The following is a 19886-nucleotide window of genomic DNA, read 5'->3' as shown; positions in this document are numbered from 1 at the left end:
CACGCAGCCCATTCAGGTGTTCGGGAGGGTCCAGCCGCCGGGCGGTCGGGGAGACAGCTCGCGCCAGGTGTCCGGCCCGTCGAGCAGTGCCCGGACGGTGTCCTCGGCCTCGTCCGCACTGCCGTACTCGTAGAAACGGGAGATGCCCTCGGCGCCACCGGCGCGCTGCTCGACATGCCATCGGTCGGCGTCCACCCGCAGGAAGACGTCCCGCCGGGCCAGTCGCCCCCACTTCCCGTTCCACCAGTGCTTTCGCTGCTCCATGGCGGGACTCTATCGAACACACGTACGAGAAGGTGCGGCCCCTGCGGGAATCCCACAGGGGCCGATGTGCATCCGTTCGGCGTCAGCGCTGCGTCGGCGGCTCGGGACGGCGGCCCAGCACGTCGTCCAGCGCCCCGCGCTGCTGGCCGGGAGTGGTGTGACCGGCGGAGACCAGGGCGTCCCGGATCTCGGTGAGCAGCTTGACCTCCTCGCTCGGCGCCGAGGGCGGCGGCTCCTCGCCCCGCTGCCGCCGCTCGGCCAGCTTGTTCATCGGGAACACCACGAAGAAGTAGAGCACTGCGGCGGTGAGCAGGAACGTGATCAGGGCGTTGATGAACGCCGCCCAGTCGAAGACCTGACCGTTGAGTGTCCACTTCCCGGCCGAGAGGCTGGTGCCCCCGCCGATTGCCTTGATCAGTGGTTCAAGGAACGACTTGGTGAGCTGGGTGACCACGCCCGTGAAAGCAGCACCGATGACGATGCCGACCGCCAGGTCGACGACGTTGCCGCGCATGATGAAGTCTTTGAAGCCCTTGAGCATCCGTACTCCCGAGGTGTCCGCTTTTCTGTCGGGCACAACCTATGCCCGTACGGCGGGTTCCAGAAAAGCGCCGGCTTCGAGCGCCGCCCGGCCGGGGTCGCCGGCCCGGATCGCCTCGACCAGCCGGGTGTGGTCGACGTAGCGCTCGGGGGTGAGCGCCCCACCCATGGCCTGGGCGACGGTGCTGCGCAGGGCGGTGCCCACCGAGGCGTACAGCTCGGCGAGCATGGCGTTGTGCGCGGCGGCGACCACCGCCGTGTGCAGCGCCGCGTCGGCCTCGACGAACGCGTCGACCTGGCCACCGTGCCAGGCCGCCTCGCGCTGGGCGAGCGCGCCGTCGAGCGCCGCCAGGTCCTCGGGGGTACGCCTCAGCGCGGCGAGCCGGGCGGCCTCCACCTCGAAGGCGCGGCGTACCTCGACGACCTCGGTCATCCGGTCGCCGCCGAGACGGCGGGCGACCACGGGTGCCAGTTCGTCGGTGGACACCACGTAGGTGCCGGAGCCCTGCCGGCATTCGAGCACCCCGGCGTGCACCAGGGCGCGGACCGCCTCGCGGACCGTGTTGCGCCCGACACCCAGCGCGGCGACCAGTTGTGGCTCGGTGGGAATGCGCGCGCCGACGGGCCACTCGCCGCCGAGGATCCGCGCGCGGAGTTGCTCGGTGGTCTGCCGGACCCGATGGCCGCGGGGCGGCACGGGCGGCTGGTCGCGGGGCGGCGCGGGCGGCTGGTCGCGGGGCGGCGCGGGCGGCGCGGAGGGGAATTCCACAGACGGTGGCACTGGTTACATCACCGGTCCCAAATTCATCCCATGATTGTAGGTTAGCGGTCATGACCCCGCCACCAACCGCCGCTCCGGCGCTGCCCGCCCCCGCCACCGCCGACCCCCGCCCGAGCCGGGACCCCGGCGCCGGCCGGCGCACGCACCCGGCGACCGGTGGCGCGCTGGTGCTGGTCGGGATGCTGCTGGTAGCGCTCAACCTGCGGGCCGTGGTGACGAGCCTCGGCGCGCTGCTCGACGAGGTCCGCGACGGGCTGGGCCTCTCCGGCGCCACCGCCGGCCTGGTCACCACCCTGCCCACCATCGCGTTCGCCGGCCTCGGCGCGCTCACCCCGTGGCTGGTCCGCCGGGTGGCACCGGCCCGGGTGCTGGTGGTGGCCATGCTCGCCCTCGCCGTCGGCCAGGTGCTCCGGGTCGCCACCGACTCGGCCTTGATCTTCGTGCTCACCAGCGCGCTGGCGCTGTCCGGCATCGCGGTCGCCAACATCCTGCTGCCGATGCTCGTCAAGCAGCACTTCCCGCACCGCACCGGCCTGGTCACCGGGGCGTACACGATGGCGTTGACGGTGGGCACCACGGTGGCCGCCGCCTCCGCGGTGCCGATCGCGCACGCCTTCGGGTCGTGGCGGGCCGGGCTCGGCGTCTGGGCCGCGATGGCCGCGGTGGCCGTACTCCCGTGGGTGCCGCTGGCGCTGCGGACCCGCGCCGCGGCGCGGCGGGCGACCCCGACGGCGGCCGTCGCCGCACCCACCCGGGTCCGGCCGGCGCGGACCCGGCTCGGCTGGGCGATGGCCGTCTACTTCGGGGCGCAGTCGCTCAGCGGGTACGCGATCATGGGCTGGCTGGCCCAACTGTTCCGCGACGCCGGTTACCAGCCGGAGTCGGCGGGGCTGCTGCTCGCCGGGGTGACCGCGCTCGGCGTGCCGATCGCGCTGCTGATGCCCACCCTGGCCGGCCGGTTGGGCAGCCTGCGTCCGCTGGTGCTCGGGCTGACCACCGCGTCGACGCTGGCCTACCTGGGGTTGGCGCTCGCACCGCACGGTGCCGCGCTGCTCTGGGTCGCCCTGCTGGCGATCGGTCAGGGCGCGTTCCCGATGATCCTCACCGCCATCGGCCTGCGCGCCCGCACCGCCGAGGGCACCGTCGCGCTCTCCGCGTTCGCGCAGAGCACCGGCTACGTGATCGCCGCCCTCGGCCCGCTGATGGTCGGCATCCTCTACGAGGCCACCGGTGGTTGGACCGCGCCGATCGGGTTCCTGCTGGGCGCCCTCGCCGTGCAGACGGCGGCGGGCATGGCGATCGCTCGTCCCCGTTACGTCGAGGACGAGTGACGAGCCGCAGCGGTCAGGAGGACGCCGGCGTCGGTTCGCCGGCGACTGCCTCATCCACCGTCGGGTAGGTGTGCAGCACCTCGACCAGACCGCTCACCTCAAGGATGCGCAGCACACCCCGCTGCGGGGCGGCCAGCCGGACCACGCCGCCAGCCTCGTCGCAGCTGTTCTTCGCCCGGACGAAGACCGACAGACCGGTCGAGTCGCAGAACGAGACGTCCGCCAGGTCGAACACCAGCCGGTTGCGGCCCTTGTCGAGCAGATCGGTGATCTGGTCCTGCAGCTGCGGTGCGGTGGCCATGTCCAGCTCGCCAGCGACCGCCACGACGACCACGTCGCCGCGTTGTTCCGTGTGCACCGTCAACGACATTCGCCAGACCTCCTGTTATCGGGGGAACGGTATCCCACGACCACCCTCGGAGGTAGAACGGGAGCCGTGATCCGGTGGTCATCGTCATTCCGTTGCTACGGGGCAAGTAGTTGGTCAGGCCCCGGTGATAGAGTCCGCCCGGTCCAGGTCAAGGGGGTTCGAAATGGCGTTGAGCACCGAAGAAAGTGGTCGGCTCGCCGCGCTGCTGAGCGAGCAGGACGAACGGGTCACGACTCGGTGGACCGAGATTGTCACCAGTTCGTTGCGGGGCCGGCTGAGCCAGGCCGAGCTGCGCCGGCAGGTCCAGGACCTGCACCGTGCCATCGTCGCCACCGGCGACCAGGGCATCATCGACCTGTCCGCCGACAGCGCCGCCGAACTGCGCGCCGCGCTCTCCGAGCTGTCCCGGGGTCGGGCCCGGCAGGGCTTCTCCGCCAGCGAGACCACGATCAGCATCTTCGCGCTCAAGGACGTGCTGGCCGAGCTGGTGCAGGAGGCCGGCGGCCCGACCGCGCTACCGGACTACGTCGCCTTCTCGAAGCTTGTCGACGAGATGGGCCTGTTCACCTTCGAGAGCTTCGTCCGTACCCGGGAGAGCCTGATCGCCGACCAGGCCGAGCAGCTGCTCGAACTCTCCACGCCGGTGGTCAAGCTCTGGGAGGGCGTCGTCGCCGTGCCGCTGGTCGGCACCCTGGACTCGGCCCGCGCCCAGGTCGTCATGGAGCGGCTGCTGCAGACCCTGGTCGACACCAGCTCGCCGTACGCGATCATCGACATCACCGGCGTGCCGGCGGTGGACACCCAGGTCGCCCAGCACATCCTGAAGACCGTGGTGGCCGCACGGCTGATGGGCGCCGACTGCATCATCTCCGGCATCCGCCCGCAGATCGCGCAGACCATCGTGGCGCTCGGCATCGAGTTCGGGGACATCGCCACCAAGGCGAGCCTCGCCGACGCGCTGCGCCACGTGCTGCGGCTCAACGGGGTGGAAACCGCCCGCCGGCAGCCACGCAGGGACGCCTGATGGAACGGGTGCCGATCCTCAAGATCGGGGACATCCTGCTGGTCTCCATCCAGCTCGACATGTCCGACCAGACGGCGGTGCAGCTCCAGGAGGACCTCGCCGAGCGGATCGTCGCCACCGGCTGCCACGGCGTCATCATCGACATCACCGCGCTGGACATCGTCGACTCCTTCGTCGGGCGGATGCTCTCCACCATCGCGTCGATCTCCAAGGTGCTCGACGCGGAGACGGTGGTGGTCGGGATGCGCCCCGCCGTCGCCATCACCCTTGTCGAACTGGGGCTGTCGCTGAACGGCATCCGTACCGCGCTGAACGTCGAACGCGGCATGGAGCTGATCGCGGCGGCCCACGCCGAAGAGCTCGACTACCAGCTCGACGACGAACCGGACGCCGAGACGGCCACGCCGTGACCGCGGGCATCGACCTGGGCCAGCCACAGGCGCAGTCGGTTCGCAGCGATGAGGACGTGGTGCGCGTTCGGCAACTGGTCCGCGCCGTGGCGGTGGCCAGCAAGTTGTCCCTCGTCGACCAGACCAAGCTGGTCACCGCGGCGAGCGAACTGGCCCGCAACACCCTGGTGTACGGCGGCGGCGGTTCGGTCGAGGTGACGGTCGTGGACAACGGCCGACGCAAAGGTGTGCAGATCGTGTTCGCCGACTCCGGGCCGGGCATCGCCGACCTCGACCTGGCCATGACCGACGGCTACACCAGCGGCGGCGGCCTCGGCCTCGGGCTCAGCGGGTCGCGCCGCCTGGTCGACGAGTTCCAGATCGAGACGTCAGCGGAAACCGGCACGCGGATCACGGTCACCAAGTGGTCCAGGTGAACGCCGACGCGGTCACCGACAGTGGCATCTGGTTCCGGGTGGAGGCCAGCAGCGCGGCGAGCGCCGTCCGACGCGCCGCCGAGCGCCTCGGCGCGCAGGTGGAGATAGGTGCGGCGCGCATCGCCGACCTGGCCATCGTCGCGGCCGAGCTGACCAGCAACCTGGTCAAGCACGCCGACGAGGGTGTCCTGCTGCTGCGGCCGGTACGCCGCGCCGGGCAGGCCGGGGTGGAGTTGGTGGCCATCGACTCCGGGCCCGGCATGGCCGACCTGACCGTCTCGTCGCGGGACGGGCACTCCACCACCGGCACCCTCGGCATCGGTCTGGGTGCCATCGTCCGGCAGGCCAGCTGGTTCGACGGATACTCGCTGTCCGGCCGGGGGACCGTCCTCGCCGTGCAGGTCTGGCCGGCCGAGGCGGCCCGGCCGTCCTGGGCCGGTGCTCTGACCCGACCGCTGACCGGCGAGACGGTCAGCGGCGACGGCTACGCCGTCCGGGTCGCCGACGGGCGGCACCAGGTGCTGGTCAGCGACGGGCTGGGGCACGGCCCGCTGGCCGGTGCCGCCACCGAGGCGGCGCTGGCCGCGTTCCGCGACGCCCCCGCCGGCCCGCCGGCGGTGGTGGTCGGTCACCTGCACCGCAGCATGTCGCACACCCGCGGCGCGGCCCTCGCGGTCGCGGAGCTGGTGCCGACGGCCGGTGTGCTGCACTACGCCGGCCTGGGCAACATCTCCGGCGTGATCGTCGAGGGAGGCGGCCAGCGCCGGGGGCTGGTGTCGCTGCCCGGCATCGCCGGCCACCAACGACCGGCCATCCGGGAGTACGACTACCCGTTCGGCCCCGGTGCCCGGCTGGTGATGCACAGCGACGGGGTGGTCGACCGGTGGCGGATGTCCGACTACCCGGGCCTGGCGGAGAGATCCCCACTGGTCATGGCGGCGACCCTGCTACGGGACGCCGGGGTGCGCCGCGACGACGCCTGCGTACTGGTAGCGAGGTCGTGGGCATGACCGAGGGATCGGCCGCGCTGCCGCTGCTGCAGATGGCGCTGCGGGTCGAGCAGGACATCTTCGTGATCCGCCAGCGGGGCCGCGAGGTGGCCATGGTGGTCGGCCTGGAACACCAGGACCAGGTCCGGATCGCCACCGCACTGAGCGAGGTCGCCCGGGACCTGCTGCGGACGACAGCGGGAGCGGACGTCTCCTTCCACGTCGACGCGGGTGCCGACGGCCGGTTCCACCTGCGCGCCGACCTGGCCCCGATGTCCCCGTTGCCGGACGGCCGCTACCAGCCGCAGTCCGGCGCGGTGTCCCGACTGGTTGACACACTGAGCGTGTCGACCGTCGAGGGGGTTACGGTCGTGAGGATGTCCCGACGAGTCCCGGCCAGCGCGCCGACGCCGACCCCGGAGCGGCTCGCCGAGTTCCGCACCGAACTCGGCCGCACCGCGCCGGCCAGCGCGCTGGACGAGCTCACCACCCAGAACGGTCAGCTCATCGCCGCACTCGACGAGGTGCGCAGTCAGCGCGACGAGTTGGCGGTGCTGAACGAGGAACTGGCCGAGACCAACCGTGGTGTGCTGGCGCTCTACAACCAGCTCACCGAGGAGCTGGAGGAGACCAACCGCGGCGTCGTCGCCCTCTACGCCGAGCTGGACGAGAAGTCGGCCCAGCTCCGCGCGGCGAGTGAGTCGAAGAGCCGGTTCCTGGCCAACGTGAGCCACGAGCTGCGCGCCCCGGTCACCGCGATCATCGGCCTGGGGCGGCTGCTCACCGACTCCGCCTCCGACCCGCTCACCGACGAGCAGGGCCGCCAGGTCGAGCTGATCCGCTCGTCGGCGGCCGATCTGCTCAACCTGGTCAACGAACTCCTCGACCTGGCCAAGGCGGAATCCGGCCGGATCGAGCCGGACGTGGTCGAGGTCGACCTGCGCCCGGTCTTCGGTCAACTGCGCGGCACCCTGCGCGCCCTGGCCACCCGTCCGAACGTGGAGCTGGTGGTGGAGGAGCCGCGCGGGCCGGCAGTGCTGCGCACCGACGAGGTGCTGCTCGGCCAGGTGCTGCGCAACCTGCTGCACAACGGGTTGAAGTTCACCGAACGCGGCGAGGTGCGGCTGCGGGCCAGCCAACACGGCGACCGCTGGCAGTTCGAGGTCACCGACACCGGGCCGGGCATCGCTCCCGAGCTGCACGACCGGATCTTCGAGGAGTTCTACCAGGTGCCCGGAGCCACCCGGGTCGGCGGCACCGGCCTCGGCCTGCCGTACGCCCGGCGGCTGGTGACGCTGCTGGGCGGGACGCTGGAGCTGACCAGCGCGCCGGGCGAGGGCAGCACGTTCACCGTCTCCCTGCCCACCGGCGGGGCGTGACGACATGGACGGCGGGCCGACAACCATCCTGGTGGTCGACGACAGTCGTACCAAGCGTTACCTGCTGGTCAGCTGGCTGACCCGGGCCGGGTTCACGGTGCTGGAGGCCGAGAACGGCGCCGAGGCGTTGGCCCGGGTCGAGGTGGACCGGATCGACCTGGTGGTTCTCGACGTCCGGTTGCCCGACCTGAGCGGCTACGAGGTCTGCGAACAGATCAAGGCGCGGCACCCGGCGATGCCCGTGATCCACGTGTCGGCGCACGCCGTGGACGTGGCCGACCGCGCCCAGGGGCTGACCCGGGGCGCTGACGCGTACCTGACCGAGCCGATCGAGCCCGAGGAGCTGATCGCCACCACCCGGGCGGTGCTGCGTTACTACCAGGCCCGGCAGCGGGCCGAACTGCTCGCCGAGCGGTTGCTCGGGTTGGCCGACACGACCGTCGCCGTGCACGCCGCGCCGACCTTCGCGCGCCTGCTGGAGGCCGCCGCCGAGGGCGCCGCCCAGATCTTCAAGAGCCCGGCGGCGGTGATCGCCGAGACCTTCGACGGTGACTGCCTCGCGGGCGTCTGCGCCGGCCCCGGCGCGGTGGCCGCCGTGGTGCCGTGGGTCGTCGACGACACCGGGGTGCCGACCGGCGCCACGGTCCGGGTGGAGGCCCCCGCGAACTGGGGGCTTGTCGACTGGCCGGCGGACGACACGGTGACGATCGCCGCCGCCCGACTGCGCGAGGACCGTGCCCCGCTGTACGTGGTGGTCCCGACCGCCACCCAGACCGCGCGGACCCCGGTGCTCAAGCAGTTGGCTCAGGCGGTGGCGGCGGCCGTGGAGGCGCAGCGTTCGTTCGACGAGGAGCACCGGATCGCCGTCACCCTCCAACGCAGCCTGCTCCCGCGTGGGCTGCCCACAGTGGCCGGGCTGGACCTCGCGGTGCGCTACGAGCCGGCCAGCGCGCAGACCGAGGTGGGTGGCGACTTCTACGAGCTGGTGATGCTCGACGGGCACCTGCTGCTGGCGATCGGGGACGTCGCCGGCCACTCGCTGCACGCGGCGACGGTCATGGCCGAGCTGCGGCACGCGGTGCGGGCGTACGCGGTCGAGGGCCACCAGCCCGGCGAGATCCTGCACCGCGTCAACGAGCTGATGCGGACACTGCTGCCGAACGAGCTGGCGACGCTCTGCGTACTGCTGCTGCACCCGCCGACCGGGCGGGTCCGGCTGGCCAGCGCCGGGCACCTTCCGCCGCTGATGGTGATGGACGGCAAGGTCGAGTTCGTGCAGCACTCGGCGCCGCTGCTCGGCGTTCGCGCCCCCCGCCCGGCCGACCTGGAGTTCGTGCTGCCGGCCGGGGCCACGCTGGTCTTCTACACCGACGGGCTGATCGAACGACGGGACGCCACCATCGACGAGGGGCTGGCCGCGCTGGCCGGGGTCGCCGCGACCGTCGACGGTGACCTGGACCAGTTCTGCGCTCGACTGCTGGTGGAACTGGCCCCGCCGGAGATCCAGGACGACGTCGCCGTGGTCGTTCTGCGTCGCCGCTGACGTCCGGTTTGCTCAGCGCACCGAGCGGGCGTACGCGGCGGGGGACACCCCGGCCACTGCGGTGAAGTCGCGGACCAGGTGGGCCTGGTCGCTGTAGCCGAGGTCGGCGGCGAGGTCAGCCCAGCTCAGCGGAGCGCCGGCGGCCTGTTCGACCGCCTCCTGGAGCCGGTAGCGGCGGATCACCCACTTCGGCCCGACCCCCACGTACTCCATGAAGAGCCGTTGCAACCGGCGGACCGGAACGTCGTGCCGGGTGGCGAGGTCGTCGACGCGCAGCACGGTCCGGTCGGTGCGGATCGCCTCGGCCAGCCGGACGGCCTCCTCGGCCATCGGGTCCGGCTCGGGCTGCCAGCCGGTGAGGAGGGTGTCCAGTGCCCGGCAGCGCTCATCGTCGTTGGCTGTCGAGAGGGCTGGCCCCGAGGGCGCGAACATCGAGAAATCCGGGTGGGTCAGCCGGCCGGCGGGCAGCGGCACCCGACGGCCGGTCAGCTCACTGATCGGGCGACGCCAGAACGGGTGGAACCCGCCGGGGCGGAACTGCACCCCGGACACCCGGCCGGTGCCGCTGAGCGTGATCCGGAACAGGTCGCGGCCCACCCCGGCCACCTCGCCGGCCTCGGGACCGTGTGCGTGGTTGTCGCCGTCGCCGTCGTCACTGCGGAACACCACGTTCACCGCCGGGTGTGGCACGACCCGCTGCTCGAACGGTGTGCTCAACGACCAGTCGATCAACCAGTAGTGCTCGACCCACTGGCGCAGCGACTCCGTCGGCAGGTGCCGACGGAAGCGCACCTCGCGCAGCAGCCGCCCGGGGTCCAGGATTCCCCGGCTGTCGCCACGCGGTCGCTGTCGCATTTGTTCAAGACCACCCTCATACGCTGGCCCTATGTCCACTCAGACTAGCGATCTGCTGGCCGCTGCCGCTCCGGGAACCATCGGCGTGGTACGCGGCATCTCCGACGACCAGCTCGGCCTGCCCACGCCCTGCCAGGACTATCTGGTCCGTGATCTGCTCAACCACCTCTTCCAGGTGGTGATCAACTTTCAGGACCTGGCCGAGAAGCGGCAGGTGGAGTGGGCCGAGAAGCCCGACCACCTGGCCGACGGCTGGCGCGACCGCTTCGAGGTCGAGACCGGCCGACTGATCGCCGCCTGGTCGGAGCCATCCACACTGGAGGGTGTGTCACCGGGCATGGGCATGCCGCAGTCCGTCGTCGGCGGCATGGCTCTGCTGGACCTGATCGTGCACGGCTGGGACCTCGCTGTCGCCACCGGCCAGCCGTACCACCCGGCGCCGGAGGCGGTGGCCGAGCTGCACGCGCTGGTGGAGCAGTTGGGCCCCACCGCCCGCAAGATGGGCGTCTTCGCCGACCCGGTCCCGCCCACCACCCCCACCGAGACACCCACCTCGGACCTGGCCCACCTCCTGACCCAGACCGGCCGAACCCCCACCTGGCCCCAAACCCCCTAACCCCACCCCTTGTCCTGGTTGATCAAGAAGTTTGCGTCAGATTTCGTCGATTGGATGACGCAAACTTCTTGATCAACTCAGATGGGGGTGGGAGGGGTGGGGGCAGGAGGGGTGGGGTTGTTGACTTGGGTATTCGCTGGGTGAATAGTGGGCGGGGTGTCGACGCCGCATGTTCTGCTCGGGTTGCTCGCTGGGGGCAGTCGGCACGGGTATGAGCTGAAGCGTGCGCACGACGAGCGGCTGCCGCGCGCCCGGCCGCTGGCCTTCGGGCAGGTCTACGCCACTCTCGGCCGGCTGGAACGCGACGGGCTGGTGGCCGCCGCCGGGCAGGACCGCGTGGCCGGGCCGGACCGCACCGCGTACGCGTTGACCGACCAGGGGCGGGACACGCTGGACCAGTGGCTGTCCACAGTGGAACCGCCGATGCCGTACGTGGCCAGCACGCTCTTCGCCAAGGTCGTGGTGGCGCTGCTGGTCGCCGACGTCGACCGGGCCCGCTCCTACCTGGTCGCCCAGCGGGCCGCGCACACCGCACGCCTGCGGGAACTGACAGTGGTCAAGACCGACCCGACCGCCACCCTCAGCGATGTGATCGCGGCCGATTTCGCGATCGCCCACCTCGACGCGGATCTGGGGTGGTTGCACGCCACCCTGGGCCGGGTCGCCGACTGGCACCGGGAGGTGCATCCGTGACGCAACTCCAGGCTCGCGGCGTGGTTCGGGCGTACGGTCCGACGCCCGCGCTGCGCGGCGTGACGCTCGACGTGGCCGAGGGCGAGATCGTCGCCGTGACCGGGCCGAGTGGCTGCGGCAAGTCGACCCTGCTGCACTGCCTGGCGGGGATCCTCCGGCCGGACGCCGGTGAGGTCAGCTGGCGCGGGCACCGCATCGACACCTGGTCGGAGGCGGCCCGGTCCCGGCTGCGGCGTACCGAGTTCGGGGTGCTGTTCCAGTTCGGCCAGCTGGTGGCCGAACTGACCGCGGCGGAGAACGTCTCCCTGCCGCTGCTTCTCGCCGGCACGGGGCGGCGAGAGGCGCGGGTGGCGGCACTCACCTGGCTGGAACGGTTCGGGGTGGCCGAGTTGGCCGACGTCCGGCCGGGTGAGATGTCCGGCGGTCAGCAGCAGCGGTGCGCCACGGCGCGGGCGTTGGTGACCGAACCGCGGGTGCTCTTCGCCGACGAGCCGACCGGAGCGCTGGACACGCTCACCGGTGAACAGGTCCTCACCCAACTGGTCCGGCTCGCCCGTGAGCAGCACACCTCCGTCCTGCTCGTCACCCACGAGCCGCGGATCGCCGCGTACGCCGATCGGGAGATCGTGCTGCGCGACGGCCTGGTGGACCACACCGGCCTGGGGCTCGACGTGCCGCTGGCCGGCGGCGCGCGGTGAGACCGGCGACGCTGGTCCGGCTCGCCCTCGCCGGCACCCGCACCGACACCGCCCGGGTGGTGCTCACGGCGCTCAGCGCCCTGCTGGCGACACTGGCCGGGCTCGCGGCGCTCACCGTGTTGGCCATCCCCACGCCCACCGCGACGGAGGAGAACCCGAACAGGTGGTCGGAGCAGTACCACAACGCGCTGCTGGTGGAGCCCGGGTTGCGTGGCGGTACGGCGTTCGCGCTGCTGATGCTGATGCTCCCGGTGCTGGCGCTGGCCGGTCAGTGCGCCCGGCTCGGCGCGCCGGCACGGGACCGCCGGTTGGCCGCGCTCCGGTTGGCCGGCGCCACTCCCGGGCAGGTCACCCGGTTGGTGGTGCTGGAGACCGGCGTGGCCGCTCTGTTCGGCACGCTCACCGGGCTGGGTGTCTACCTGGTGGGTCGCGATCTGCTGCACCGCCCGGACGCGCGAGGTCAACTGGCCCTGCCCACCGATGTGCTGCCGTCACCCGGCGCGCTGGCCGGGGTGGTGCTCGGTCTGCCGGTCGTCGCGGCGTTGGCCACCGCGGTGATGCTGCGTACGGTCACCACCAGCCCGCTCGGGGTGAGCCGGAAGGCCCCCCGCGAGCGCGGCCCGCGACCGTGGGCCGGCGTTCTGATCGTGCTTGGTGTGCTTTCGTTCGCGGCGATCCAGCCGGTGGGGGAACGGTTCGACGACAACGAGGAGTTGGTGACCTGGCTGATGCCGCTGATGTTCGCGGCGAGTGGGATCGCGGCGATGGTCGGCGTGGTGATCGGCACCGGTTGGATCTCGTACAACTGCGGGTTGTTGCTGCGCCGGCACGCCCGCCGTCCCGCGGCCCTGCTCGCGGCCGGTCGGCTGATGGCCGACCCGTGGGCGGGCAGCCGCACGTTCGCCGCGCTGCTCGCCGCCGTGATCTTCGGCGGGGGTGCGGCCGCCCAGCGCGCCTACTTCGCCACCAAGGACCAGCTCGAGCGGGAGCAGAGTCGACTCGCCGGGATTGACGGTGGCGACAACCCCTTCTATCTGTCCACCATGGATCTCGTCGACGGCGCGGTGGCCGTGGCCATTCTGATCGCGACGGGTGGGCTGATCGTCGCGCTGGTCGAGGGGATCGTCGCCCGCCGACGTGCCTACGCCGCGCTGGTGGCCACCGGGGTGCCCCGCGCCGTGCTGAGCCGTTCGGTGGCCTGGCAGGCGCTGACCCCGGCGGTGCCGGCGATCCTGCTCGCGCTCACCGTGGGCACGCTGCTCGGTCGAGGGCTCATCGCGAAGGTGTCGACGGGCGGCTCATCGGCGGAGATCTGCGAGGCCACGGCCGCGCTGTGCGACGACCCGGCCACCCGCGAGCAGTACACCCGGATCGTGTACACCCCCGGGATCGAGCGAGCCGTTCCCGTACCCCTGGAGCACCTGGCCTGGCTCGGTGCCGGCACGCTGGCCGCGGTGCTGGTGACGGTCGGTGTCGGTCTGCTCTTCCTGCGCACCAGCACGGCGTTGGACGAGCTGCGTACGGCCTGAGTCGATGTAACACAGCAGGTGGCGGCGTCGCTGTGTGCACCGGAGGCCCGGACGATCGGGTTTCCGGTGTCGGACCCGACGGTCCCGGCACGGTGACCATGGGAGTTCGCCAGATGCACAACCAACCGGGCACCGCCCCGCCGGTGTTCGTCGACGGCACCGGGCGTCGTCGGCGGCTGACCGTCATCGCTGGCACCGCCATGGGCCTTGGCCTGCTCACCAGCCTGGCCCTGATCGTCGCGGGGCTCTTCCTGGACACCTCGGTGCCGCTGCCCGGCTGGTCGGACGACTCCCGGGGGACGCGCCCGGTGGAGGCCGGCGTCGACGAGATCAACCAGCCCCGGGTGGCCACCTCGCCGTCGCCGTCGCCGTTGACCCGGACGTCGGCGCCGCTGCCGCGCGTCACCCGGACCGCCGGCGACCGAAGCCCCACCCCTGCCGGTACGACCGCCGACGTCACCGGTGCGCCGTCGGCCACCGACCGACCGGGTCGCGGCGACGAGCACCGCAACACCGCCAAGCCGAGCAGGTCGCCCGGTAAGCCGCAGTGACGATGGCGAAACACGTGGCCCGGCGTGACCCCCGGGCACACTGGCTGCTTCTCCTGCTCGGGCTGCTCCTGCTGCTCGCGGCGCTCACCGTCAACGGTCTGGTGAGTGGCCTCGCCGGTGGTTCGGGAAACGCCACCGCGCGGCCCGCGCCGGACGTCCCGGCCGCCGTCGGCTCGGGCGGGCCGGTGCTGCGGCTGGACCGCGCCGAACCGGTCAGTCGGGCGCTGCCGGACCGCACCATCGCGCTGACCTTCGACGACGGGCCGGACCCGCGGTGGACGCCGCAGGTTCTCGACGTGCTGCGCCGGCACGGCGCGCACGCCACCTTCTTCGTGGTGGGTGCCCGGGTCAACGAGCACCCCGAACTGGTCCGGCGGATCCTCGCCGAGGGGCACGAGATCGGGTCGCACACGTTCACCCACGCCAACCTCGCCGACGTGTCGCCGTGGCGTCGCGACCTCGAACTGTCGCTGACCCGTAAGGCGGTCGCGTCGGCCGCCGGCCGGGAGGTGACCCTGTTCCGGCCGCCGTTCTCCTCGGTGCCGACGGCGCTGACCGGGTCCGAGTACGCCGCGTTGCGGGCCGCCGCCGGTGCCGGGCACGTCGCGGTGCTCACCGACCTGGACACCAAGGACTGGCAGCGCCCCGGAGCCGACCGGATCGTGCGGGCGGCCACCCCGAAGCAGGGCCGGGGAGCGGTGGTGCTGATGCACGACGGCGGCGGTGACCGGGCGCAGACCCTCGCCGCGCTGGACCGGCTGCTGCCCGCGCTGGGCGAGCAGGGCTACCGGTTCACCACCGTCTCCGCCGGCATCGACGCCTCGCCGTCGATGGTGCCGGCCGGCGTTGGTGCCCGGCTGAGCGGCACCGCGCTGCGCTGGACCCAGACCGGTGCCCGCTGGGCGGCCGACGTGATGAACGTGCTGCTCGCCACCGCCCTCGTACTGGGGATCGCACGTCTCGTGGTGCAGGTGGTCTGTGCCCAGCGGCACGTGCGCCGGGTCCGCCGTCCGCGGCGGGACCGACCGGAGGTGCGGGCACCCGTCTCGGTGATCGTGCCCGCGTACAACGAGGCGGCGAACATCGCCGCCACGGTCCGGTCGCTGATGGCCAGCGCGTACCCGGCGCTGGAGGTGATCGTCGTCGACGACGGGTCGGACGACGGGACCGCCGACATCGTCGAGCGGATGCGACTGCGCGGGGTACGGGTGATCCGGCAGGCCAACGCCGGCAAGCCGGCGGCGCTGAACACCGGCATCCGGGCCGCCCGGGCGAACCTGCTGGTGCTGGTGGACGGGGACACCGTCTTCCAGCCGGACACCGTGTACCGCCTGGTGCAGGGCTTCGCCGACCCGTCGGTGGGGGCGATCAGCGGCAACACCAAGGTCGCCAACCGGCGTCGGCTGCTCGGTCGGTGGCAGCACCTGGAGTACGTGATCGGCTTCAACCTCGACCGACGGATGTACGACGTGCTGGAGTGCATGCCGACCATCCCCGGTGCGATCGGTGCGTTCCGCCGCGAGGTGCTGCTGCGGGTGGGTGGGGTGCCGTCGGACACGCTGGCCGAGGACACCGACCTGACCATGAAGGTGCTGCGGGCCGGCTGGCGGGTCGTCTACGAGGAGTCGGCCATCGCCTGGACCGAGGCCCCGTCGTCGTTGCGTCAACTCTGGCGACAGCGCTACCGCTGGTGCTACGGCACGATGCAGGCGATGTGGAAGCACCGGCACGCGCTGCGCGAGTCGGGTGCCGGCGGCAAGTTGGGCCGACGCGGCCTGCCGTACCTCACGGTGTTCCAGATCGTGTTGCCGCTCACCGCTCCGGCGGTCGACGTGTTCGCCGTGTACGGCCTGCTCTTCCTGCCCTGGTCGACCCTCGCCCTGGCCTGGGCGGGGTTGCTGCTGCTCCAGGCGGCCACCGCCGGGTACGCGCTGCGACTGGACCGGGAGCGGTACGGGCCGCTGTGGGCGCTGCCGTTCCAGCAACTGGTCTACCGGCAGCTCATGTACCTGGTGGTGGTGCAGTCGGTGGTCACCGCACTGATCGGCAACCGGTTGCGCTGGCAGCGGATGGTGCGTACCGGCGAGGCGGCGGCGCTGGTTGGTGCCGGCCGCGGCTGAAGCCGCGTCGGCGGTCAGGTCGGGTTGTGAAAGAGCCCGGCCGACCAGGAGATCAGCAGGCCCACGGCGGCGGAGCAGCAGCAGACGAGCAGGGCGGCGGCGACCACGGCGAGGATCATCCACGCGGAGGTGCGCCGGGGCGTCGACCCCGGCTCGTCCTCGTCGGTCATCGCCGCCGCCCCGTCGTCAGGCGCGACCGAGGCGGTCCAGGATCCAGGCGTTGATGAACGCCTCCTCGCGCCAGGAGTCGTAGCGACCGCTCGGGCCGCCGTGCCCGGCACCCATCTCGGTCTTCAGCAGGTAGTCGCCGCCCGGGGCGACCGCCCGCAGCCGGGCGATCCACTTCGCCGGCTCGGAGTAGAGCACCCGGGTGTCGTTGAGGCTGGTCACCGCGAGGATCGCGGGATAGTCCACGGCGGTGACGTTCTCGTACGGCGTGTAGGACTTCATGTACGCGTACACCTCGGGGTCGTCGAGGGGGTTGCCCCACTCCTCCCACTCGGTGACTGTCAGCGGCAGCGACGGGTCGAGGATCGAGGTGAGCGCGTCCACGAACGGCACCTGCGCCACGATCCCGGTGAACGCGTCCGGCGCGAGGTTGGCCACCGCACCCATCAGCAGGCCACCGGCCGAGGCGCCCCGGGCGACCAGTCGGTCGCTGGCCGTCCAGCCGGCCTTGACCAGGTGCCGGGCGCACGCCACGAAGTCGGTGAAGGTGTTCTTCTTGGCCAGCAGCTTGCCCTGGTCGTACCACCGTCGGCCCAGCTCACCGCCGCCCCTGATGTGCGCCACCGCGAAGACCACGCCCCGGTCCAACAGGGACAGCCGGGCCACCGAGAACCACGGGTCCATGCTGGCCTCGTACGAGCCGTAGCCGTACAGCTCGCAGGGCGCCGAGCCGTCCCGGGGGGTGCCGACCCGGCAGACCAGCGAGATCGGCACCCGGGTGCCGTCGTCGGCGAGCGCCCAGTCGCGGTGCTGCTCGTACTCGGCCGGGTCGTACGGTCGCCCGTCCGGCCCGGGCAGCACCGGCTTCTGCTTGAGCAGCACCATCTGCCGGGTGACCAGGTCGTAGTCGTACACCGAGTCGGGGGTGATGAGGGAGGAGTAGCGCAGCCGGACCCGACCGGTGCGGTACTCGGGGTTGGCGTCCAACCCGACGCTGTACAGCGGCTCGGGGAAGTCGATGTCGTACCCGTCGTCGCTGCCCACCGGCAGCACCCGCAGCCCGGTGAGCCCGTCGGTGCGCAGTGACACCACCAGGTGGTTGGCGAAGGCGTCCACGGCCTCCAGCCGGGTGCCGGGGGTGTGCTCGATCAGCGGCACCCAGTCGCCCGGTACGTCCGCCGAGGTGAACGCCAGTGCGAAGTCCTCAGCGTTGTCGTTGTGCAGGATCAGGAAGCGGTGCCCGTGGTGCTCCACCGTGTATTCGACGCCCTGCCGGCGGGGCGCGATCACGGCGGGCGCGCCGGTCGGGTTGCCGGCGGGGATCACCAGGACCTCGCTGGTGATCTTGCTGTGCACGTCGATGAGGATGAACTTCTCCGACCGGGTGAGCTCCACGCCCACCCAGAACCGCTCGTCGTCCTCCTGGTGGACCACCACGTCGTCGGCGGCGGGGGAGCCGATGGTGTGCCGCCAGACCCGGTTCGGTCGCCAGGCGTCGTCCACCGTCACGTAGAACAGCACCGAGGCGTCGGTCGACCAGGCGGTGCCGTAGAACGTGTCCGGCACCTCGTCGGGCAGCAGCTCACCGGTGGTCAGGTCCTTCACCCGCAGGGTGAACCGTTCGTCGCCGGAGAAGTCGGTGGAGTAGGCCAGCCAGCGACCGTCGGGGCTGACGTCGAACGCGCCGAGCGAGAAGAAGTCGTGCCCCTCGGCCAGCAGGTTTCCGTCGAGCAGCACCTCCTCGCCGTCGAGTGGGGCGCCGTCCACGCTGACCGGCGGGTCGGTCTCACCGTCGCGGACCGCCCGTCGGCACTGCACTCCGTACTGCTGCCCCTCGACCGTCCGGGTGTAGTACCAGTGACCGCCCTTGCGGGTCGGCACGGACAGGTCGGTCTCCTGGGTGCGTCGGCGAGTCTCCTCGAACAGGTCGGCGCGCAGGTCGGCCAGGTGTGCCGTCCGCGCGTCGGTGTACTCGTTCTCGGCGGTCAGGTAGGCGATCGTCTCCGGGTCGTCCTTGGCGGCGAGCCAGGCGTACTCGTCGACGACGGTGTCGCCGTGGTGGGTGCGCTCGCTGGGCACCCGCTTCGCCGCGGGCGGGGCAGTCTCGGTGGTCACGGCGGCCACGTTACCGGCCGGCAGCGGCAGTGCGCCGGACCAGCGGCATCCCGATACCCGCTACCACTGCATTCGAACACATGTACGATGGCCGGCATGGCGGCAGCAGCGAGTTCCCTCGGCCGGTCCGGAGCCCTTGAGATCACCCGGCGGTTGGCGGCGATCTGCGGCCCGCCCTTCTCCCGGCTGGCCGGGCCCGCCGACGAGGTGGCGGGGCGGCCGGCACGCTGGGTGGCCGTTCCCGGCGGCCCGCACGCCGCCGCCGAGGTGCTGCGGCTGGCCGCCAGACACGATCTGACGGTGGTGCCCCGAGGCGCGGGCACGAAGATCGACTGGGGTGCCACGCCCGTTCAGGTCGACATCCTGCTCGACACCGGCCGGCTCGCCGGCATCGGTCACGAGCAGGCCGATTCGCTGGTCACCGACGTGGGAGCCGGCACTCCACTGCGGGCGGTGCAGGCCACCCTGGAGCGCACCGGGCAACGGCTCGCGATGGACGCCCCGTCACCCGGCGCGACTCTGGGTGGCGTGCTCGCCGCCGGCGAGGCCGGTCCGCTCCGGCACCGCCACGGCAGCCCCTGCGACCAACTGCTCGGTGTGCGCTACCTCGCCGCCGACGGCGAGCTGATCAGCATCGGTGGCGGGGCGCCCGGCCTCGACCTGGCCCACCTGCTCTGCGGCTCCCAGGGCGCGCTCGGCGTGCTGGTCTCGGCGAGCCTGCGGGTGCAGCCGCTGCCGGCCAGCAGGCTCTGGGTGTCCCGCCCGGTGTGGACGCCGTTGGAGGTGCACGACCTGGTCCGGACGATCCTCGCCGCCCGACTGGAGCCGTCGGCCATCGAACTGGATCTGCCCGGGGGCACCCCCCGCCCGCGTACGCCGTACCCGCCCGGTCACCCGGCGGCCACCGCCCGGGAGCGCCACCCGTCGATGTCCGGCCGGGCCGGTGCCCCGTCCCGGGCCGGCAGCCTGGTGGTGCTGCTGGAGGGCGGCCCCGCCGACGTCACCGAGCGGGCCGAGCGGCTGGTCGGCCTGTTGCACGGCGAGGCCACCATCGCCCACTCGGCGCCGACGTGGTGGCGCCGCTATCCGTTCGCGCCCGGTGACACGGCACTGCGCCTGGAGGTGCCGATCGGCGATCTGCACGCCGCCGTGTACGCGCTCCGCGACGCGGCCGGCACGCCCGTCCCGGTGCGCGGGTCCGCCGGGCTGGGCATGGTGCACGCGGCACTGCCCGGGGCGCTGGCACCCGACCGGGTGGCGTCCATCCTGGCCGCCGTCCGCGGGGTGCTGCTGGCCCGGCAGGGTCGCTGCGTGGTGATCTCCGCTCCGGCGGCGGTCCGTCAGGCGGTCGACCTCTGGGGTGAGCTGGCCGGCCTGGCCCAGTTGCGCGCCGCGAAGCGTCACCTGGATCCGGAGCACCGACTCGCCCCCGGCCGGCTCCCCGGCGGCCTGTGAGGTCGGGGCAGGGCATCGGAGCTGCGACCCGAGACCCGG

21 protein-coding genes are annotated in these 19886 nt (G+C 72.3%); 14 read left to right on the top strand and 7 right to left on the bottom strand.

Going from position 1 to position 19886, the window contains the following annotated elements:
* Window positions 1-12: 12 nt before the first annotated feature.
* The 3 genes from KBX26_RS07745 to KBX26_RS07735 form a co-directional block, all read right to left on the bottom strand.
* Window positions 13-264: a hypothetical protein gene (locus KBX26_RS07745; RefSeq protein ID WP_030332357.1), complete on the bottom strand. Its 252-nt coding sequence runs from the start codon at window positions 262-264 to the stop codon at window positions 13-15.
* Between the two features lie 82 nt (window positions 265-346).
* The gene (mscL, locus tag KBX26_RS07740) at window positions 347-805 is read right to left on the bottom strand and encodes a large conductance mechanosensitive channel protein MscL (protein ID WP_030332359.1); all 459 of its coding nucleotides are present in this window, start codon (window positions 803-805) and stop codon (window positions 347-349) included.
* Between the two features lie 39 nt (window positions 806-844).
* The gene (locus tag KBX26_RS07735; RefSeq protein ID WP_030332361.1) at window positions 845-1501 is read right to left on the bottom strand and encodes a FadR/GntR family transcriptional regulator; all 657 of its coding nucleotides are present in this window, start codon (window positions 1499-1501) and stop codon (window positions 845-847) included.
* 263 nt (window positions 1502-1764) lie between these two features.
* On the opposite strand from KBX26_RS07735, the gene KBX26_RS07730 reads away from it, so the two are divergent.
* The gene (locus KBX26_RS07730) at window positions 1765-2916 is read left to right on the top strand and encodes an MFS transporter (protein WP_245233630.1); all 1152 of its coding nucleotides are present in this window, start codon (window positions 1765-1767) and stop codon (window positions 2914-2916) included.
* Between the two features lie 13 nt (window positions 2917-2929).
* Here the strand turns inward: KBX26_RS07730 and KBX26_RS07725 are convergent, their stop codons facing one another.
* The gene (locus KBX26_RS07725; protein WP_030332365.1) at window positions 2930-3286 is read right to left on the bottom strand and encodes an STAS domain-containing protein; all 357 of its coding nucleotides are present in this window, start codon (window positions 3284-3286) and stop codon (window positions 2930-2932) included.
* 163 nt (window positions 3287-3449) lie between these two features.
* Here KBX26_RS07725 and KBX26_RS07720 point away from each other — a divergent pair, with 163 nt between their 5' ends.
* The 6 genes from KBX26_RS07720 to KBX26_RS07695 are packed head-to-tail and all read left to right on the top strand — an operon-like array spanning window position 3450 to window position 9047.
* Window positions 3450-4310, top strand: a complete 861-nt coding sequence (locus KBX26_RS07720) for an STAS domain-containing protein (protein WP_030332366.1) — start codon at window positions 3450-3452, stop codon at window positions 4308-4310.
* Entirely contained in the window at window positions 4310-4720 is a 411-nt protein-coding gene (locus KBX26_RS07715; RefSeq protein ID WP_030332368.1) for an STAS domain-containing protein, read from the top strand. Before KBX26_RS07720 ends, KBX26_RS07715 begins: the two co-directional genes overlap by 1 nt.
* On the top strand, window positions 4717-5136 hold the full coding sequence (locus KBX26_RS07710; RefSeq protein WP_030332370.1) for an anti-sigma regulatory factor: 420 nt from the start codon (window positions 4717-4719) through the stop codon (window positions 5134-5136). The genes KBX26_RS07715 and KBX26_RS07710 overlap by 4 nt, the downstream gene beginning before the upstream one ends.
* Entirely contained in the window at window positions 5133-6146 is a 1014-nt protein-coding gene (locus KBX26_RS07705) for a SpoIIE family protein phosphatase (protein ID WP_036411541.1), read from the top strand. Before KBX26_RS07710 ends, KBX26_RS07705 begins: the two co-directional genes overlap by 4 nt.
* Window positions 6143-7504 (top strand): sensor histidine kinase, encoded by a 1362-nt coding sequence (locus KBX26_RS07700; RefSeq protein ID WP_030332374.1) that lies wholly within the window; start codon window positions 6143-6145, stop codon window positions 7502-7504. Before KBX26_RS07705 ends, KBX26_RS07700 begins: the two co-directional genes overlap by 4 nt.
* Window positions 7505-7508: 4 nt before the next feature.
* Window positions 7509-9047 (top strand): SpoIIE family protein phosphatase, encoded by a 1539-nt coding sequence (locus KBX26_RS07695; protein WP_210865022.1) that lies wholly within the window; start codon window positions 7509-7511, stop codon window positions 9045-9047.
* Between the two features lie 12 nt (window positions 9048-9059).
* On the opposite strand, the gene KBX26_RS07690 is transcribed toward KBX26_RS07695, so the two are convergent.
* Window positions 9060-9902, bottom strand: coding sequence for an AraC family transcriptional regulator (locus KBX26_RS07690; protein WP_210865021.1), 843 nt, complete (start codon window positions 9900-9902; stop codon window positions 9060-9062).
* Window positions 9903-9933: 31 nt separating this feature from the next.
* Here KBX26_RS07690 and KBX26_RS07685 point away from each other — a divergent pair, with 31 nt between their 5' ends.
* From KBX26_RS07685 to KBX26_RS07660, 6 genes are all read left to right on the top strand, one after another.
* On the top strand, window positions 9934-10518 hold the full coding sequence (locus tag KBX26_RS07685; protein WP_030332380.1) for a TIGR03086 family metal-binding protein: 585 nt from the start codon (window positions 9934-9936) through the stop codon (window positions 10516-10518).
* A gap of 156 nt (window positions 10519-10674) precedes the next feature.
* Complete coding sequence (locus KBX26_RS07680; RefSeq protein WP_030333995.1) at window positions 10675-11211, top strand: PadR family transcriptional regulator; 537 nt, start codon at window positions 10675-10677, stop codon at window positions 11209-11211.
* Window positions 11208-11909 carry an ABC transporter ATP-binding protein gene (locus KBX26_RS07675; protein WP_210865020.1) on the top strand — a complete coding sequence of 234 codons (702 nt, stop codon included), beginning with the start codon at window positions 11208-11210 and terminating at the stop codon, window positions 11907-11909. The genes KBX26_RS07680 and KBX26_RS07675 overlap by 4 nt, the downstream gene beginning before the upstream one ends.
* On the top strand, window positions 11906-13438 hold the full coding sequence (locus tag KBX26_RS07670; RefSeq protein ID WP_210865019.1) for an FtsX-like permease family protein: 1533 nt from the start codon (window positions 11906-11908) through the stop codon (window positions 13436-13438). Before KBX26_RS07675 ends, KBX26_RS07670 begins: the two co-directional genes overlap by 4 nt.
* A gap of 113 nt (window positions 13439-13551) precedes the next feature.
* Window positions 13552-13989 (top strand): hypothetical protein, encoded by a 438-nt coding sequence (locus KBX26_RS07665; protein WP_210865018.1) that lies wholly within the window; start codon window positions 13552-13554, stop codon window positions 13987-13989.
* A 2-nt stretch (window positions 13990-13991) separates the two neighbouring features.
* Window positions 13992-16109, top strand: a complete 2118-nt coding sequence (locus KBX26_RS07660) for a bifunctional polysaccharide deacetylase/glycosyltransferase family 2 protein (protein WP_030334003.1) — start codon at window positions 13992-13994, stop codon at window positions 16107-16109.
* Between the two features lie 14 nt (window positions 16110-16123).
* Here the strand turns inward: KBX26_RS07660 and KBX26_RS07655 are convergent, their stop codons facing one another.
* Both KBX26_RS07655 and KBX26_RS07650 read right to left on the bottom strand, forming a co-directional pair.
* Window positions 16124-16279, bottom strand: coding sequence for a hypothetical protein (locus KBX26_RS07655; protein WP_210865017.1), 156 nt, complete (start codon window positions 16277-16279; stop codon window positions 16124-16126).
* A 16-nt stretch (window positions 16280-16295) separates the two neighbouring features.
* Window positions 16296-18392, bottom strand: coding sequence for a S9 family peptidase (locus KBX26_RS07650; RefSeq protein WP_030334005.1), 2097 nt, complete (start codon window positions 18390-18392; stop codon window positions 16296-16298).
* A gap of 96 nt (window positions 18393-18488) precedes the next feature.
* On the opposite strand from KBX26_RS07650, the gene KBX26_RS07645 reads away from it, so the two are divergent.
* The gene (locus KBX26_RS07645; RefSeq protein ID WP_210865016.1) at window positions 18489-19847 is read left to right on the top strand and encodes an FAD-binding oxidoreductase; all 1359 of its coding nucleotides are present in this window, start codon (window positions 18489-18491) and stop codon (window positions 19845-19847) included.
* Window positions 19848-19886: the final 39 nt, after the last annotated feature.

The sequence above is a fragment of the Micromonospora sp. C97 genome (assembly GCF_018070385.1).
Lineage (GTDB): Bacteria > Actinomycetota > Actinomycetes > Mycobacteriales > Micromonosporaceae > Micromonospora > Micromonospora parva.
The sequence above is the reverse complement of the archived record's forward strand: the minus strand, read 5'-3'. Positions and strand labels throughout refer to the sequence as shown.

Excerpts from the sequence above, each read along its gene's own strand:
- KBX26_RS07700 (WP_030332374.1), top strand. The coding sequence starts at position 6,143 with ATGACCGAGGGATCGGCCGCGCTGCCGCTGCTGCAGATGGCGCTGCGG.
- KBX26_RS07665 (WP_210865018.1), top strand. The coding sequence starts at position 13,552 with ATGCACAACCAACCGGGCACCGCCCCGCCGGTGTTCGTCGACGGCACC.
- KBX26_RS07645 (WP_210865016.1), top strand. The coding sequence starts at position 18,489 with ATGGCGGCAGCAGCGAGTTCCCTCGGCCGGTCCGGAGCCCTTGAGATC.
- KBX26_RS07655 (WP_210865017.1), bottom strand. The coding sequence starts at position 16,279 with ATGACCGACGAGGACGAGCCGGGGTCGACGCCCCGGCGCACCTCCGCG.
- KBX26_RS07660 (WP_030334003.1), top strand. The coding sequence starts at position 13,992 with ATGGCGAAACACGTGGCCCGGCGTGACCCCCGGGCACACTGGCTGCTT.
- KBX26_RS07720 (WP_030332366.1), top strand. The coding sequence starts at position 3,450 with ATGGCGTTGAGCACCGAAGAAAGTGGTCGGCTCGCCGCGCTGCTGAGC.
- KBX26_RS07725 (WP_030332365.1), bottom strand. The coding sequence starts at position 3,286 with ATGTCGTTGACGGTGCACACGGAACAACGCGGCGACGTGGTCGTCGTG.
- KBX26_RS07730 (WP_245233630.1), top strand. The coding sequence starts at position 1,765 with ATGCTGCTGGTAGCGCTCAACCTGCGGGCCGTGGTGACGAGCCTCGGC.
- mscL (WP_030332359.1), bottom strand. The coding sequence starts at position 805 with ATGCTCAAGGGCTTCAAAGACTTCATCATGCGCGGCAACGTCGTCGAC.
- KBX26_RS07690 (WP_210865021.1), bottom strand. The coding sequence starts at position 9,902 with ATGCGACAGCGACCGCGTGGCGACAGCCGGGGAATCCTGGACCCCGGG.
- KBX26_RS07695 (WP_210865022.1), top strand. The coding sequence starts at position 7,509 with ATGGACGGCGGGCCGACAACCATCCTGGTGGTCGACGACAGTCGTACC.
- KBX26_RS07685 (WP_030332380.1), top strand. The coding sequence starts at position 9,934 with ATGTCCACTCAGACTAGCGATCTGCTGGCCGCTGCCGCTCCGGGAACC.
- KBX26_RS07745 (WP_030332357.1), bottom strand. The coding sequence starts at position 264 with ATGGAGCAGCGAAAGCACTGGTGGAACGGGAAGTGGGGGCGACTGGCC.
- KBX26_RS07715 (WP_030332368.1), top strand. The coding sequence starts at position 4,310 with ATGGAACGGGTGCCGATCCTCAAGATCGGGGACATCCTGCTGGTCTCC.